The organism is Pseudomonas sp., assembly GCF_035497915.1.
GTDB lineage: Bacteria > Pseudomonadota > Gammaproteobacteria > Pseudomonadales > Pseudomonadaceae > Serpens.
The window spans coordinates 1-12,611 of sequence record NZ_DATJCS010000040.1; the positions used below are offsets into that span (position 1 = coordinate 1).

The 12,611-nt window shown below is 65.8% G+C and carries 17 protein-coding genes and 1 tRNA gene; 7 read left to right on the forward strand and 11 right to left on the reverse strand.

From position 1 onward, the window contains the following. Nucleotides 1-44: 44 nt before the first annotated feature. Nucleotides 45-695: a response regulator transcription factor ErdR gene (gene erdR / locus VL129_RS12885; RefSeq protein ID WP_325413316.1), complete on the forward strand. Its 651-nt coding sequence runs from the start codon at nt 45-47 to the stop codon at nt 693-695. 25 nt (nt 696-720) lie between these two features. Here erdR and VL129_RS12890 read toward each other — a convergent pair whose 3' ends face one another. Further along, on the reverse strand, nt 721-1,647 hold the full coding sequence (locus VL129_RS12890; protein ID WP_325413318.1) for a LysR family transcriptional regulator: 927 nt from the start codon (nt 1,645-1,647) through the stop codon (nt 721-723). Between the two features lie 116 nt (nt 1,648-1,763). Between VL129_RS12890 and fpr the strand changes: the two genes are divergently transcribed. Beyond that, nucleotides 1,764-2,540 carry a ferredoxin-NADP reductase gene (gene fpr / locus VL129_RS12895; protein ID WP_325413320.1) on the forward strand — a complete coding sequence of 259 codons (777 nt, stop codon included), beginning with the start codon at nt 1,764-1,766 and terminating at the stop codon, nt 2,538-2,540. 18 nt (nt 2,541-2,558) lie between these two features. On the opposite strand, the gene VL129_RS12900 is transcribed toward fpr, so the two are convergent. The 3 genes from VL129_RS12900 to VL129_RS12910 are packed head-to-tail and all read right to left on the reverse strand — an operon-like array spanning nt 2,559 to nt 3,805. Next, nucleotides 2,559-2,855, reverse strand: coding sequence for a monooxygenase (locus tag VL129_RS12900; RefSeq protein ID WP_414705202.1), 297 nt, complete (start codon nt 2,853-2,855; stop codon nt 2,559-2,561). A 48-nt stretch (nt 2,856-2,903) separates the two neighbouring features. Beyond that, a complete protein-coding gene (tsaA, locus tag VL129_RS12905; RefSeq protein ID WP_325413322.1) occupies nt 2,904-3,599 on the reverse strand; it encodes a tRNA (N6-threonylcarbamoyladenosine(37)-N6)-methyltransferase TrmO in 696 nt (231 codons plus the stop codon). An 8-nt stretch (nt 3,600-3,607) separates the two neighbouring features. Further along, a complete protein-coding gene (locus VL129_RS12910) occupies nt 3,608-3,805 on the reverse strand; it encodes a hypothetical protein (protein WP_325413324.1) in 198 nt (65 codons plus the stop codon). A 159-nt stretch (nt 3,806-3,964) separates the two neighbouring features. Between VL129_RS12910 and VL129_RS12915 the strand changes: the two genes are divergently transcribed. From VL129_RS12915 to VL129_RS12935, 5 genes are all read left to right on the forward strand, one after another. Then, on the forward strand, nt 3,965-4,099 hold the full coding sequence (locus VL129_RS12915; protein WP_325413325.1) for a hypothetical protein: 135 nt from the start codon (nt 3,965-3,967) through the stop codon (nt 4,097-4,099). 63 nt (nt 4,100-4,162) lie between these two features. After that, on the forward strand, nt 4,163-4,390 hold the full coding sequence (locus VL129_RS12920; protein WP_325413326.1) for a hypothetical protein: 228 nt from the start codon (nt 4,163-4,165) through the stop codon (nt 4,388-4,390). Nucleotides 4,391-4,450: 60 nt separating this feature from the next. Then, the gene (locus VL129_RS12925) at nt 4,451-5,887 is read left to right on the forward strand and encodes a cytochrome ubiquinol oxidase subunit I (RefSeq protein ID WP_325413327.1); all 1,437 of its coding nucleotides are present in this window, start codon (nt 4,451-4,453) and stop codon (nt 5,885-5,887) included. A gap of 3 nt (nt 5,888-5,890) precedes the next feature. Next, a complete protein-coding gene (gene cydB / locus VL129_RS12930; RefSeq protein WP_325413328.1) occupies nt 5,891-6,898 on the forward strand; it encodes a cytochrome d ubiquinol oxidase subunit II in 1,008 nt (335 codons plus the stop codon). A 2-nt stretch (nt 6,899-6,900) separates the two neighbouring features. Beyond that, nucleotides 6,901-7,029 (forward strand): DUF2474 family protein, encoded by a 129-nt coding sequence (locus VL129_RS12935; RefSeq protein WP_325413329.1) that lies wholly within the window; start codon nt 6,901-6,903, stop codon nt 7,027-7,029. Nucleotides 7,030-7,137: 108 nt separating this feature from the next. On the opposite strand, the gene VL129_RS12940 is transcribed toward VL129_RS12935, so the two are convergent. From VL129_RS12940 to VL129_RS12970, 7 genes are all read right to left on the reverse strand, one after another. Next, nucleotides 7,138-7,497: a hypothetical protein gene (locus VL129_RS12940; RefSeq protein WP_325413330.1), complete on the reverse strand. Its 360-nt coding sequence runs from the start codon at nt 7,495-7,497 to the stop codon at nt 7,138-7,140. A 116-nt stretch (nt 7,498-7,613) separates the two neighbouring features. After that, the gene (locus tag VL129_RS12945) at nt 7,614-8,117 is read right to left on the reverse strand and encodes an outer membrane beta-barrel protein (protein ID WP_325413331.1); all 504 of its coding nucleotides are present in this window, start codon (nt 8,115-8,117) and stop codon (nt 7,614-7,616) included. 77 nt (nt 8,118-8,194) lie between these two features. Further along, nucleotides 8,195-8,737 carry a dihydrofolate reductase family protein gene (locus VL129_RS12950; protein ID WP_325413332.1) on the reverse strand — a complete coding sequence of 181 codons (543 nt, stop codon included), beginning with the start codon at nt 8,735-8,737 and terminating at the stop codon, nt 8,195-8,197. Nucleotides 8,738-8,814: 77 nt separating this feature from the next. Beyond that, nucleotides 8,815-10,023 carry a tryptophan synthase subunit beta gene (trpB, locus tag VL129_RS12955; RefSeq protein WP_325413334.1) on the reverse strand — a complete coding sequence of 403 codons (1,209 nt, stop codon included), beginning with the start codon at nt 10,021-10,023 and terminating at the stop codon, nt 8,815-8,817. A gap of 76 nt (nt 10,024-10,099) precedes the next feature. After that, nucleotides 10,100-10,708, reverse strand: a complete 609-nt coding sequence (locus VL129_RS12960) for a hypothetical protein (RefSeq protein ID WP_325413335.1) — start codon at nt 10,706-10,708, stop codon at nt 10,100-10,102. A 146-nt stretch (nt 10,709-10,854) separates the two neighbouring features. Continuing rightward, a complete protein-coding gene (gene rimO, locus VL129_RS12965) occupies nt 10,855-12,180 on the reverse strand; it encodes a 30S ribosomal protein S12 methylthiotransferase RimO (protein ID WP_325413336.1) in 1,326 nt (441 codons plus the stop codon). Between the two features lie 180 nt (nt 12,181-12,360). Next, nucleotides 12,361-12,437: transfer RNA gene (locus VL129_RS12970), tRNA-Met, on the reverse strand. Between the last annotated feature and the right edge of the window lie 174 nt (nt 12,438-12,611).

Sequence of the window (12,611 nt, forward strand, 5' to 3'; positions counted from 1 at the left end):
GCTTCGCGCCCGCCGAACACCAGCATAAATAATAGGGATTTGCAGTGGCTGCCTACGACATTCTCATTGCTGATGATCACCCGCTGTTCCGAAGTGCGTTGCATCAGGCCCTGTCCCTCGGTCTGGGCGACGAGGCCCGGCTGGTGGAGGCGGCCAGCATTGCCGAGCTGGAAGCCCAGCTCTCGGCCAAGTCCGACTGGGATCTGGTGCTGCTCGACCTGAACATGCCCGGCGCCTACGGCTTCTCCGGCCTGGTGCTGCTGCGCGGACAATACCCCCAGGTGCCGGTGGTGATGATTTCCGCCCAGGAGGAGGCCGCCGTGGTGGCCCGCTCCCGCGAATTCGGCGCCAGTGGCTTCATTCCCAAGTCAAGCTCCCTGGAAGTCATCCAGGAAGCGGTGCGCGCGGTGCTCGACGGCGACGTGTGGTGGCCGAACCTCGGCGATGAGCTGGTGGCCGTGTCCCCCGAGGAGCGCGAGGCCAGTGCCGGCCTGGCGAGCCTGACGCCGCAGCAGTTCCGCGTGCTGACCATGGTCTGCGAAGGCCTGCTGAACAAGCAGATCGCCTACCAGCTCAACGTCTCCGAGGCCACCGTCAAGGCCCACGTCACCGCCATCTTCCGCAAGCTCGGCGTGCGCACCCGCACCCAGGCCGCGCTGCTGCTGCAGCAGATGGAAACCCTGCCGGGGCAATAACCCGCTCGGCCAGGCCAGGCCAGGCTCAAGCGATCGGCGGCAGCTGTATCAGATCGCTGCGCGCCACGCCTGCGGTCAGCGCCCGGCACTGTTCGATGAACTCGCGCATCGCCGCGCTCTGGTGCTTCTGCCGGTGCCAGACGAAGCAGAACTGCCGGCGCAGGTCCAGCTCCGGGACTTCCACCGCCACCAGGCTGCCGCGCCGGAAGGCGTCGCGCAGCGCCAGGCGCGAAATGCAGCCGATGCCCAGTCCAGACTCCACGGCGCGCTTGATCGCCTCGGTGTGCTCCAGTTCCAGGCGCACGTTCAGGTTGCCGTGTTGCTGGCGCAGCGCGCGGTCGAAGCTGCTGCGTGTACCCGAACCCTTTTCGCGCAGGATCCAGGCCTCGCCGCGCAACTCTTCCACGGTGGCCAGGCCGCGCCCGGCCAGCGGATGATCGGGGGCGCAGAACACCACCAGTTCGTCTTCCACCCAGGGTGTCACTTCCAGGTCCGGATGCTGGCAGTCGCCCTCGATCAGGCCGAGATCCAGCTCGAAATGCGCGACCATCTGTACGATCTGCATGGTGTTGTGCACATGCAGCGCCGCGCGGCATTCGGGGTGGCGCTGCATGAAGCGGCCGAGCAACAGGGTGGCCAGGTAATTGCCGACGGTCAGGGTGGCGCCCACCTCCAGCGAGCCGAAGCCGGTGTTGCCGTTGAGCAGGCTTTCGATTTCCTGCGCGCGGGAGAGCAGCGCCACCGCCTGCGGCAGCAGCGTGCGGCCCAGGGCATTGAGTTTCAGGCGCTTGCCCAGCCGATCGAACAGCTGGCAGTCGAACTGGCGCTCCAGTTCGGTCAGCGAGGTGCTGGCCGCCGACTGGGACAGGGCCAATGATTCGGCCGCCCGGGAGACGCTCTCGTGCTGGGCGACGGCGACGAAGACTTCCATCTGGCGCAGGGTGAATCGCATATCTGTTTAACCAATATTGAATATCTTGATAATCAATTTAACAGATATTCAGGCCCTCGCTAGAATCCGGCGCATTCCAGCCCGCCTGGCTGGCGGCATGATTTTCGAGGATCTCCATGAGCAACCTGAACGTCGAACGCGTGCTCAGTGTTCACCACTGGAACGACACCCTGTTCAGCTTCAAGACCACCCGCGACCCCGGACTGCGCTTCGAGAATGGCCAGTTCGTGATGATCGGCCTCGAAGTGGAGGGCCGCCCGCTGATGCGCGCCTACTCGATTGCCAGCCCCAACTACGAGGAGCAGCTGGAGTTCTTCAGCATCAAGGTGGAAAACGGTCCGCTGACCTCGCGCCTGCAGCACCTCAAGGAAGGCGACAGCATCATGGTCAGCAAGAAGCCCACCGGCACCCTGGTGCTCGACGATCTGCGTCCCGGCAAGCACCTCTACCTGCTGAGCACCGGCACCGGCCTGGCGCCGTTCATGAGCGTGATCCAGGACCCGGAAACCTACGAGCGTTTCGAGAAGGTCATCCTCGTGCATGGCGTGCGTTACGTCAGCGAAGTGGCCTACGAGGCGTTCATCACCCAGCAGCTGCCGCAGAACGAATACTTCGGCGACGCGGTGCGCGACAAGCTGATCTATTACCCCACCGTCACCCGCGAGGCGTTTCGCAACCAGGGCCGGCTGACCGACCTGATGCGCAGCGGCAAGCTGTTCGCCGACATCGGCCTGCCGCCGATCAACCCCGAGGATGACCGCGCGATGATCTGCGGCAGCCCGAGCATGCTTGAAGACACCAGCCGGGTGCTGGACAGCTTCGGCCTGCGGGTTTCCCCGCGCATGGGCGAGCCGGGCGACTATCTGATCGAGCGAGCCTTCGTCGAGAAGTGAGCAGGCCGTCGCGCGCGGCTACAGCGGCGCGCGATCCAGCGCCGAGAGTTCGACATTCACCTCGAACAGCTTGGCGTTGATTTTCACGAAGCCCTCGGCGGCGAGCCGTTCGCTGTGTTTGTCCAGATACATCTCCGCCGCATCCAGCGTGTCGAACAGGTAGATGCCGCCGGCTTCGCCCAGCTCGCGGCTCTCCGTCCAGATTTTCCATTTCAGGCCCGGTTCGACCGAAATGCTTTCCGCCATGTGGCGGAAGCCGGCGGTCATCTTCGCGCCCCAGGGGCCGGGGTAGGGAAAGTCGATCTGCAGCAGCACGGGCATGGGGACATCCTCCGGAAACGGGTTGCCCTGCAAGCGTAGTCGCTACGCCGTGGGTACCACTTCCAGTACCCGGATCACGTCCGGCTGCGGGTAATGCCAGCGTACCTGCACATCCCACAGACCGACGCCGTAGCGCCGCTCCGGCTGGGGCTGCTGGTAGGCCGGGCGGGGATCCTGGGCCAGACACTGTTCGATCAGCTCCACCAGTGGTTCCGCCAGGCGCTGAGCATGACCTTCGGCCTGCTGGCGTGCCTCCGGCGTCCACAGCACCTCGATGGTCGCCGGCGCGTCGCTGGCGATGGCGTTCACCGCCTCGGGCCGGCTGTCGGCGTAGGGCACGTAGGGCTTGATGTCCAGCACCGGGGTGCCGTCCAGCAGGTCGATGCCGGACAGCCACAGGCGCCCCGGCTCCACCTTGTCCAGACGCACCACCGACTGGCCGATGCCGTTGGGGCGATGCGTGGCCCGCGTGGCGAACACGCCGAGGCTGCGATTGCCGCCCAGGCGCGGCGGCCGCACCTTCAGGCGCGGCGTGTCTTCCAGCGCCTGGTGGAACAGGAACAGCAGCCAGACATGGCTGACCTGCTGCAGGCCATCGACCGCCTCCGGCTGATCGAACGGCGGCAGCATTTCCAGCACGCCACGGGCGGCCGGGGCCAGCTGCGGCTGGCGGGGAATGGCGAACTTTTCCCGGAAGCAGGAATGCAGGATGCCCACCGGGCGGACCTGGTACGTCATCGCCGACCTCATCGAACGGGGTAGGACGCCGCGCGGCAGGCGGCGTTGCGGTAGGGGCCATCGACCCTGCGCCAGGCGCTGCCCGGGCGGGTCTGCGCGCAGACCCGCTGCGTGCTTGCCTGGCTTTCCCAGACATACCAGGGCGCCGGAGCGGCCTGGGCGGGCAGCGCCGCGAGGGCGACGAGGAAGGACAGGGCAAGTGGCATGGGCGTATCCGGTGGGCGCGAGCGGGCGATGATACCAGCCGGATTGCTTCGACCGTTTGCCGCGCACCGGGAATTCCGCGCCCGGGCGACGCTCTGAGCAGAACCCGCCAGGCCTGTCCGGCCGGCGGTCGTCGTTCCGCATCCCGGAAGGAGGGCGTCATGATCCTGAATCGATTTCCGCCACTGACCCAGGGCGATCCGGAAGAGCCCGGCAAGCCGCCACTGCCCAACCAGCCGGGCGAACCCGGCGAGCCGACACTGCCCGACCGGGCGCCACCCGACCCGGTGGCCTGACAGGCCGGCAGAAGCAACTAGTCTTGTCAGGCATCCTGCCGTGACCAGCCAAGGAGATCTGCCATGACGCGTTGGGTCATCACTTACAACAAGGACAACAACACCTCCACGCTCGAGATCGAAAGCCCGAACAAGCCGAGCATGGAACAGGCCGTGCGCCATACCCTGAAATGGGCTCGCCAGCGCTACGAGGAACAGGAACCCAGCGAAGTGGACGAGGACCTGCACGGCCCCGCCGTGCTGCTGGCCGAACGTTTCGGCATCACCATCACCGGCATTACCCAGGCGTGATTGCAGACCGGCTCCCGCCCGCGCGGGAGCCGGTACGAGTCAACTGACGAGGAATGCTCCATGTTCGGTCTGGAAGCCCTTGAGCTCGCGCGAATCCAGTTCGCTTTCACCGTGTCGTTCCACATCCTGTTTCCGGCCATCACCATCGGCCTGGCCAGCTACCTGACGGTGCTGGAAGGCCTGTGGTTGAAGACCGGACAGACCGTCTATCGCGACCTCTATCACTACTGGATGAAGATCTTCGCGGTGAATTTCGGCATGGGCGTGGTGTCCGGCCTGGTGATGGCCTACCAGTTCGGTACCAACTGGAGCGTGTTCTCCGACTTCGCGGGCAGCATCACCGGGCCGCTGCTCACCTATGAAGTGCTCACCGCCTTCTTCCTCGAAGCGGGCTTCCTGGGCGTGATGCTGTTCGGCTGGAACCGCGTCGGGCCGGGACTGCACTTCCTCTCCACGGCGATGGTGGCGCTGGGCACCCTGGTCTCGACCTTCTGGATCCTGGCCTCCAACAGCTGGATGCACACGCCCCAGGGGCACGAGATCGTCGATGGCCGGGTGATCCCGGTGGACTGGCTGGCGGTGATCTTCAATCCCTCGTTTCCCTACCGCCTGACCCACATGGTCATCGCCGCCTTCCTGGCCACCGCCTTCTTCGTCGGCGCCTCGGCGGCCTGGCACCTGCTGCGTGGCCGCAACAGCCCGGAAATCCGCACCATGCTGTCCATGGCCATGTGGATGGCATTGATCGTGGCGCCCATCCAGGCGGTGGTGGGCGACTACCACGGCCTCAACACCCTCGAGTACCAGCCGGCCAAGATCGCCGCCATCGAAGGCAACTGGGAAAGCACGCCCGGCGAGCCTTCCGGCCTGGCCCTGGTCGGCTGGCCGGACATGCAGCGCGAGGAAACCCGTTTCAAGGTCGAGGTGCCCTATCTGGGCAGTCTGATCCTGCGCCACAGCCTCAGCGAGCCGATACCGGCGCTCAAGGACTACCCGCCCGAGGATCGCGCCAATTCCACCCTGGTGTTCTGGACCTTTCGGCTGATGGTGGCGCTCGGCGTGCTGATGATCGTCGCAGGCGTGTGGAGCCTGGTCCTGCGTCGCCGTGGACGGCTTTACGAGTCGCGCCCCTTCCTGCGCTTCGTGCTCTGGATGGGTCCGTCCGGGCTGCTGGCGATCCTGGCCGGCTGGTTCACCACCGAGGTGGGGCGTCAGCCCTGGGTGGTGCAGGGACTGCTGCGCACCGCAGATGCCGTCTCGCCCCACGGCGTGGCACAGATGAGCCTGTCGCTGATCCTGTTCGTCATCATCTACTGCGCCGTGTTCGGCGTGGGCGCGCTGTATGTCCTGCGTCTGGTGGCGCGCGGCCCGATCAGCGAGTCGGGTCGCCAGGCCGAGGAGGGCGGTCCCGGCCGGCCGCGCACCCCCTCGCGACCCATATCCGCCGCCGATCAGGCCCTGCCCGGCGGGCGCGATCAACTGGGCGAGAGGAACTGAACCATGGACTTCGATTACTCGCTGATCTGGGCGGTAGTCATCATCATCGGCGTGATGATGTATGTGGTGATGGACGGCTTCGATCTGGGCATCGGCATCCTGTTTCCCTTCGTGCCGGGCAAGCAGGATCGCGACCTGATGATGAACACCGTGGCGCCGGTGTGGGACGGCAACGAGACCTGGCTGGTGCTGGGTGGCGCGGGCCTGTTCGCCGCCTTTCCGCTGGCCTATGCGGTGGTGCTCTCGGCCCTGTACCTGCCCATCGTGTTCATGCTGATCGGGCTGATCTTTCGCGGTGTGGCCTTCGAGTTTCGCTTCAAGGCCGATGAGCGGCATCGACCGCTCTGGGACTGGGCCTTCATCGGGGGATCGCTGGCCGCCACCTTCTTCCAGGGCGTGGTGCTGGGCGCCTTCATCAGCGGCCTGCCGGTGGAAAACCGTGCCTATGCCGGTGGCCCGCTGGACTGGCTGACGCCCTTTTCGGTGTTTTGCGGGCTGGGGCTGATCGCCGCCTACGCGCTGCTGGGCTGCACCTGGCTGATCATGAAGACCGGCGGCGAGCTGCAGCGGCGCATGCATGACATCGGCATTCCGCTGCTGGGCGTGCTGCTGGTGGTGATCGCCATTGTCAGCCTGTGGACCCCGCTGGCCCATGAACGCATTGCCGAACGCTGGTTCAGCCTGCCCAACCTGTTCTGGTTCCTGCCGGTGCCAGTCCTGGTGCTGCTGTGCAGCTGGGCGCTGTACCGCGCGATCCAGCGCTACGCCCATTACTCGCCGTTCCTGCTCACCCTGGCGCTGATCTTTCTCGGCTACAGCGGACTGGGTATCAGCCTGTGGCCGAACATCATCCCGCCGGCAATCAGCATCTGGGACGCCGCCGCGCCGCCGCAAAGCCAGAGCTTCGCGCTGGTGGGCGTGCTGTTCATCCTGCCGCTGGTGCTGATCTACACGGCCTGGAGCTACTACGTGTTCCGCGGCAAGGTCACCCACGACAGCGGTTATCACTGAGGATGGAGCGCATCTGGTGGCGGCGCCTGGCCTGGCTGGCCGGACTGTGGACGGCCAGCGTGCTGACCCTGGCGCTGCTGGCCTGGCTGTTGCGCCTACTGATGAATGCGGCGGGGTTGAGCACCCCGTAAAGGCGACTGGGTCATTCTTTGTAGGAGCGGTCGGTGCTTCAGTCGTAGGGTGGAAAACTCGCGCAGCGATTTTCCACCGAAACGCGATAGACAAGGCTCAGTGTTGCCTCAGTGGCAGTCTTCCGCGCTCGCCTCGCGGTATTCGAGCACCGCGTCGAGCCGGAAGCTGCCGGGAAAGTCGCGGCACCACTGGCAATCCAGCGCCGGGCCGACCGACCCGCGCACCCGGGCGAAGGCTTCCTCGCCGGGCTCGTCCACCAGCTCGGCGTAGCGCGTCTCCAGGCGCTCGCGCAGGGCATCATCGGCCACCACCCACAGCGGTTCCTCGGCCTGGCAGGCAATGAACACCTGCATGCGCGGGGCCATGACCAGATGGCCGGAAACGACCCCGGGTTCGTGCGGCGCGGGGGGCGTGGCGGCGCAGCCCGCCAGGGCAACGAGCAGGGCGGCGGTAAAGGAACGGCGCATGGTCACCTCACTTGGCCGGGCGGGCCGCAGGCATTACCAACAGTGACACAGGCCGCCCCTCGGCGATCCAGGGCGCAGCCGCGGGCTGACCCGCGGCACGCTGGCCAGGCCAGGAATCAGAAGGTGAAGCTGACCCCGAAGCTCAGCAGGTCGACCTCGTCCACCAGGTTGATCCACTCCATGCTGGCGCTGACGTTCTGCGACAGGTACAGGTCCAGGCCCAGGCCGGCGCTGAAGTCGTGGTCGGACCAGACATGTACCGGGCTGGTGCGGTTGTAGATCTTGCCTTCCGCGCGGGAGTAGCCGCCGATGGCGTAGGCCGAGAACTGCGGGCCCAGCGGCAGGAGCAGCTTGCCGTAGACACCGACATAGTTGTCGATCTCGTAGGTCAGGCCATTGATGCTGTCATCGGTCAGGCCGGTGCCCAGGCGGGCTTCCACGGCGAGGTTCTGGCTGGGCTGGAAGCCCAGCTTGTAACCCAGGGACGTCAGGTCGGTATGGTTGATTTCCGCGCGGGAAACCATGACGCCGGCGTACGGGCCGATCTGGGCCTGTGCGGTGGTGGCGGCGAATGTCGACAGCCCGACTGCGAATACGGCGACTTTCAAAGCGCTTTTCATAACGGCCTCGTAGGTAAAAAACCCGGCGATCATAGCCTGCGGCCATCAAGCGCTTCAATGATGCCGACTCGGCCGGCCTAGACGGACAGAACCCGGTAACGGCTCTGCACGAAACCGAACGGATAGGCCTGCGAGGATTCCAGCCGCAGCGGCAACGCGACGCCGGCGCGCCCGAACAGCGAGATGCCGTCGCCGAGCAGCAGCGGCACCGTGGTGAGGGTCAGGGTTTCCACCAGGCCATGGCGCAGGAAGCTGCGAATCAGCTGTTCGTCATCCAGGAAGGCGTGGTGATGGCCCAGCTTCTGCAGATGCCGGGCCAGCTCGCGGGGCGGGCGGGTTTCCAGCGTGACGCTGGACGGCACCTCGGCGGGCAGGCTCTCCAGGCCGCGGCAGACCACGAACACCGGCTTGTCCCCGTAGGGCCAGTCCGGGAAGCACAGCGCCTGCTCCAGGGCGCGCCGGCCGATGACCAGCGCATCCATGCCGGCCAGGAAGTCCTGGTAGCCGCAATCCTCGCCCTCCGGCACCTGCCGGGTCAGATCCAGCAGCCAGCCGATGCCGCCCTGGGCGTCGGCGACATAACCATCGAGGCTGATGGCGATAAAGACGGAAAATTTCACGTTCACTCCCCTGTGAGCCGCTGGCACGCGAAATAGCGTAGCCGTCGATTCGCCAGGGGAGGGTGGCCGGTGGGCGGTTACAGCCCCAGCTTTTGTGCCACGTAGTCGGCGTCCTTGTCGCCGCGGCCGGACAGGTTGACCAGGATGTGCTGGTCCTTCGGCAGTTTCGGCGCGGCGCGCATGGCCCAGGCCACGGCATGGGCGCTTTCCAGGGCGGGGATGATGCCCTCGGTGCGCGACAGAGTCATGAAGGCATCCAGGCATTCCTGGTCGGTGACCGACTGGTAGTCCACCCGGCCGATGTCCTTCAGGTAGCTGTGCTGCGGGCCGACGCCCGGGTAGTCGAGGCCGGAGGCGATGGAGTGCACCGCGGCCGGGTTGCCCTCGGCGTCTTCCAGTACGTAGCAGGCCATGCCGTGGATCTCGCCGGGCTTGCCGACCGACAGGGTGGCGGCATGTCGGCCCGGCTTGTCCACGCCTTCACCGGCCGGCTCGACGCCCACCAGGTGCACGCCTTCATCGCCGAGGAAGGCGGTGAACAGGCCCATGGCGTTGGAGCCACCGCCCACGCAGGCAGCCGCGTGATCGGGCAGCCGGCCATGCCTGGCGAGGAACTGCTCGCGGGCCTCGCGGCCGATGATCGACTGGAAGTCGCGGACCATCTTCGGGAACGGGTGCGGACCGACCACCGAGCCGATGGCGTAGATGTAGTTCTCGGGATCCTTGAGGTATTCCTCGAAGGCGCTGTCCACGGCTTCCTTGAGGGTCGCCGCGCCACGGGTCACCGGCACCAGCTTGCAGCCGAGGATCTTCATCTTGGTGACGTTGGGGTGTTCCTTCTCGATGTCCACCTGGCCCATGTGGATCTCGCAGGGAATGCCCACCAGCGCGCAGGCGGTGGCCAGGGCCACGCCGTGCTGGCCGGCGCCGGTTTCGGCGATCACCTTCTTCTTGCCCATGAACTTGGCCAGCAGCGCTTCGCCCAGGCAGTGGTTGATCTTGTGCGCGCCGGTGTGGTTCAGGTCTTCGCGTTTGAGGTGAATCTGCGCGCCGCCCAGTTTTTCCGACAGGCGCTGGGCGTGGAAGATCGGGCTCGGCCGGCCGACGTAGTCGGCGAACAGGCTGGCCAGTTCCTGCTGGAAATCCTCGCGCTGGCGGATTTCCTCGTAGGCGGCGTCGATGTCGTCCATCGCCTGCTTGAGGTGCGGCGGCACCAGTTGGCCACCATAGGGGCCGAAATAGCCACGGGCGTCGGGCATGGGGGCGAAGCGCGAGTCTTGGGTCATGGGCGTGCGAGTCCAGGTTGGGGCCGATGGGATCGGCAGTTTATCGGGAGAACAGTTGTTCCGGCCCTGCGGCAGATCAGCATGCGGGCAACTCCTGCGCGCCGGTGCTGGCGATCGCCAAGCCGCGCGAATCCTCCGGCAGCGGACGCAGGCTGACCGGCATCCGGCTCAGTCGCTCCAGTAGCCGGCTTTCACGGCGCAGCGGCCACCAGTCGTACAGGTACATTTCCACCGGTCGCCAGAGCGCGACCCAGCCGATCACCATCAGGCCCTCGGCGAGGGTCTGGGCGAGCAGGTTGTCGAGGACGCCGATCAGGTTGTACAGCAGCATGCACACGGCCATGAAGCCCAGGCCCAGCAGGGTGGTGCGATGGGCCATGTACAGGTGCTCGCGCAGGCGGCGCTGGCCGTTCTCGGCCCGCCAGGCGAAGTGGAAACACACGGTGTGGCGGGCGCGTTCGGCGGTCTCGGCGGACAGCTCATGGGCCGGCAACCACAGGTTCAGCGCCAGCGGCTCGTACGCCGGCAGCTCGCGGCAGGCGTCGAGGATGTAGCGTTCGGCATCCGGGTCCAGGTCACGCCGGATGAAGGGCGACGGATCGCGCGTATCGGCCAGCTGCTGCAGGCGATCCAGGCGCAGATCGATCTGCCAGGTGTCACCTTCGCGGCGATAGGGCGTGTTCATGAAAGGTTCCGGACCGGGGCGTGAGCGGATTCTACGTCGCCGGCCCCCGGTTACGGCAACTCGCGGATGGTCAGAGGCCATCGTGGCGCGCTCGATCGCCCATGAAAAAGCCCCGCGCGGGCGGGGCTTTCTTGTAACGGAGACGCTTAGATCCGTTCGGCCCACAGGTCGTACTCGTCGGCGTCGACCACCCGCACGCGCACCTTGTCGCCGGGCTTGAGGGTCGGGTCGGCGACGAACACGCTGCCGTCGATCTCCGGCGCGTCGGCCCAGGAGCGCGCCACCGCGCCTTCGTGGTCCACTTCATCGACCAGCACCTCGATCTCGGTGCCGATCTTGCGCTGCAGGCGGGCGGCGGAGATCGCTTGCTGGTGGGCCATGAAACGATCCCAGCGCTCCTGCTTGACCTCGTCCGGCACCGGCTCAAGGCCCAGTTCCTCGGCCGGCGCGCCTTCCACCGGCGAGTACTGGAAGCAGCCGACGCGGTCGAGCTGGGCTTCCGTCAGCCAGTCGAGGAGGTACTGGAAGTCCTCTTCGGTCTCACCGGGGAAGCCGACGATGAAGGTGGAGCGGATGGTCAGCTCCGGGCAGATCTCGCGCCATTTCTTGATGCGCGCCAGGGTCTGGTCCTCGAAGGCCGGGCGCTTCATGGCCTTGAGCACCTTCGGGCTGGCGTGCTGGAAGGGGATGTCCAGGTACGGCAACAGCTTGCCGGCGGCCATCAGCGGAATCACATCGTCGACGTTCGGGTACGGGTAGACGTAGTGCAGACGCACCCACACGCCCATCGCCGAGAGCGCCTCGCACAGCTCCAGCATGCGGGTCTTCACCGGGCGGCCGTCCCAGAAGTCGGTCTTGTACTTGAGGTCCACGCCGTAGGCGCTGGTGTCCTGGGAAATCACCAGGATCTCCTGCACGCCGGCCTTGACCAGGCGCTGCGCCTCGGACAGCACATCACCCACCGGACGGCTGACCAGCTTGCCGCGCATGGACGGGATGATGCAGAAGCTGCAGCTGTGGTTGCAGCCTTCGGAAATCTTCAGATAGGCGTAGTGGCGCGGGGTGAGCTTGATGCCCTGCGGCGGCACCAGATCGATGAACGGATCGTGGTCCTTCTTCGGCGGGATCACCTCGTGCACGGCGTTGACCACCTGCTCGTACTGCTGTGGACCGGTGACCGCCAGCACGCTGGGGTGCACGCCGCGGATGCTGTCCTCGTTGACGCCCATGCAGCCGGTGACGATCACCTTGCCGTTCTCGGCGATCGCCTCGCCGATGGTGTCCAGCGACTCGGCCTTGGCGCTGTCGATGAAGCCACAGGTGTTGACCACCACCACGTCGGCGTCTTCATAGGTGGGCACGATCTCGTACCCTTCCATGCGCAGCTGGGTAAGGATGCGTTCGCTATCGACCGTTGCCTTCGGGCAACCGAGACTGACGAAGCCGACTTTGGGCGTTGGGGTGCTGGACATGCAGGCGAAACCTCTGCGGCGCGGACGGGCGCCCTTGATCAAAAAGTGCGCGATTTTAGCGGCAGGGTGGACACCTGAACAGACGGAATCCCGGTTTTTTTCCTGAGCGGCCAGGCCCATGCGGTGAATCGCGCGCAAACGAAAAAGGCCACTCGATTGAGTGGCCTTTCTTCGTGATTCTGGTTGCGGGAGCAGGATTTGAACCTACGACCTTCGGGTTATGAGCCCGACGAGCTACCAGACTGCTCCATCCCGCGCCGGCCATTCTACTTATCAATAAGAGGCTGTCAATCAATAGTTTTGAAATTCAGTCACTTGGAAAGGATTCCGGGGCGCGGAAACGAGAAAGGCCACTCGACTGAGTGGCCTTTCTTCGTGATTCTGGTTGCGGGAGCAGGATTTGAACCTACGACCTTCGGGTTATGAGCCCG

Coding starts and splice junctions, on each gene's coding strand:
- VL129_RS12935 (WP_325413329.1), top strand. CDS start 6,901: ATGGAGCGCATCTGGTGGCGGCGCCTGGCCTGGCTGGCCGGACTGTGG.
- fpr (WP_325413320.1), top strand. CDS start 1,764: ATGAGCAACCTGAACGTCGAACGCGTGCTCAGTGTTCACCACTGGAAC.
- VL129_RS12960 (WP_325413335.1), bottom strand. CDS start 10,708: ATGAACACGCCCTATCGCCGCGAAGGTGACACCTGGCAGATCGATCTG.
- VL129_RS12940 (WP_325413330.1), bottom strand. CDS start 7,497: ATGCGCCGTTCCTTTACCGCCGCCCTGCTCGTTGCCCTGGCGGGCTGC.
- tsaA (WP_325413322.1), bottom strand. CDS start 3,599: ATGACGTACCAGGTCCGCCCGGTGGGCATCCTGCATTCCTGCTTCCGG.
- VL129_RS12910 (WP_325413324.1), bottom strand. CDS start 3,805: ATGCCACTTGCCCTGTCCTTCCTCGTCGCCCTCGCGGCGCTGCCCGCC.
- VL129_RS12925 (WP_325413327.1), top strand. CDS start 4,451: ATGTTCGGTCTGGAAGCCCTTGAGCTCGCGCGAATCCAGTTCGCTTTC.
- cydB (WP_325413328.1), top strand. CDS start 5,891: ATGGACTTCGATTACTCGCTGATCTGGGCGGTAGTCATCATCATCGGC.
- VL129_RS12945 (WP_325413331.1), bottom strand. CDS start 8,117: ATGAAAAGCGCTTTGAAAGTCGCCGTATTCGCAGTCGGGCTGTCGACA.
- trpB (WP_325413334.1), bottom strand. CDS start 10,023: ATGACCCAAGACTCGCGCTTCGCCCCCATGCCCGACGCCCGTGGCTAT.
- rimO (WP_325413336.1), bottom strand. CDS start 12,180: ATGTCCAGCACCCCAACGCCCAAAGTCGGCTTCGTCAGTCTCGGTTGC.
- VL129_RS12890 (WP_325413318.1), bottom strand. CDS start 1,647: ATGCGATTCACCCTGCGCCAGATGGAAGTCTTCGTCGCCGTCGCCCAG.
- VL129_RS12920 (WP_325413326.1), top strand. CDS start 4,163: ATGACGCGTTGGGTCATCACTTACAACAAGGACAACAACACCTCCACG.
- VL129_RS12915 (WP_325413325.1), top strand. CDS start 3,965: ATGATCCTGAATCGATTTCCGCCACTGACCCAGGGCGATCCGGAAGAG.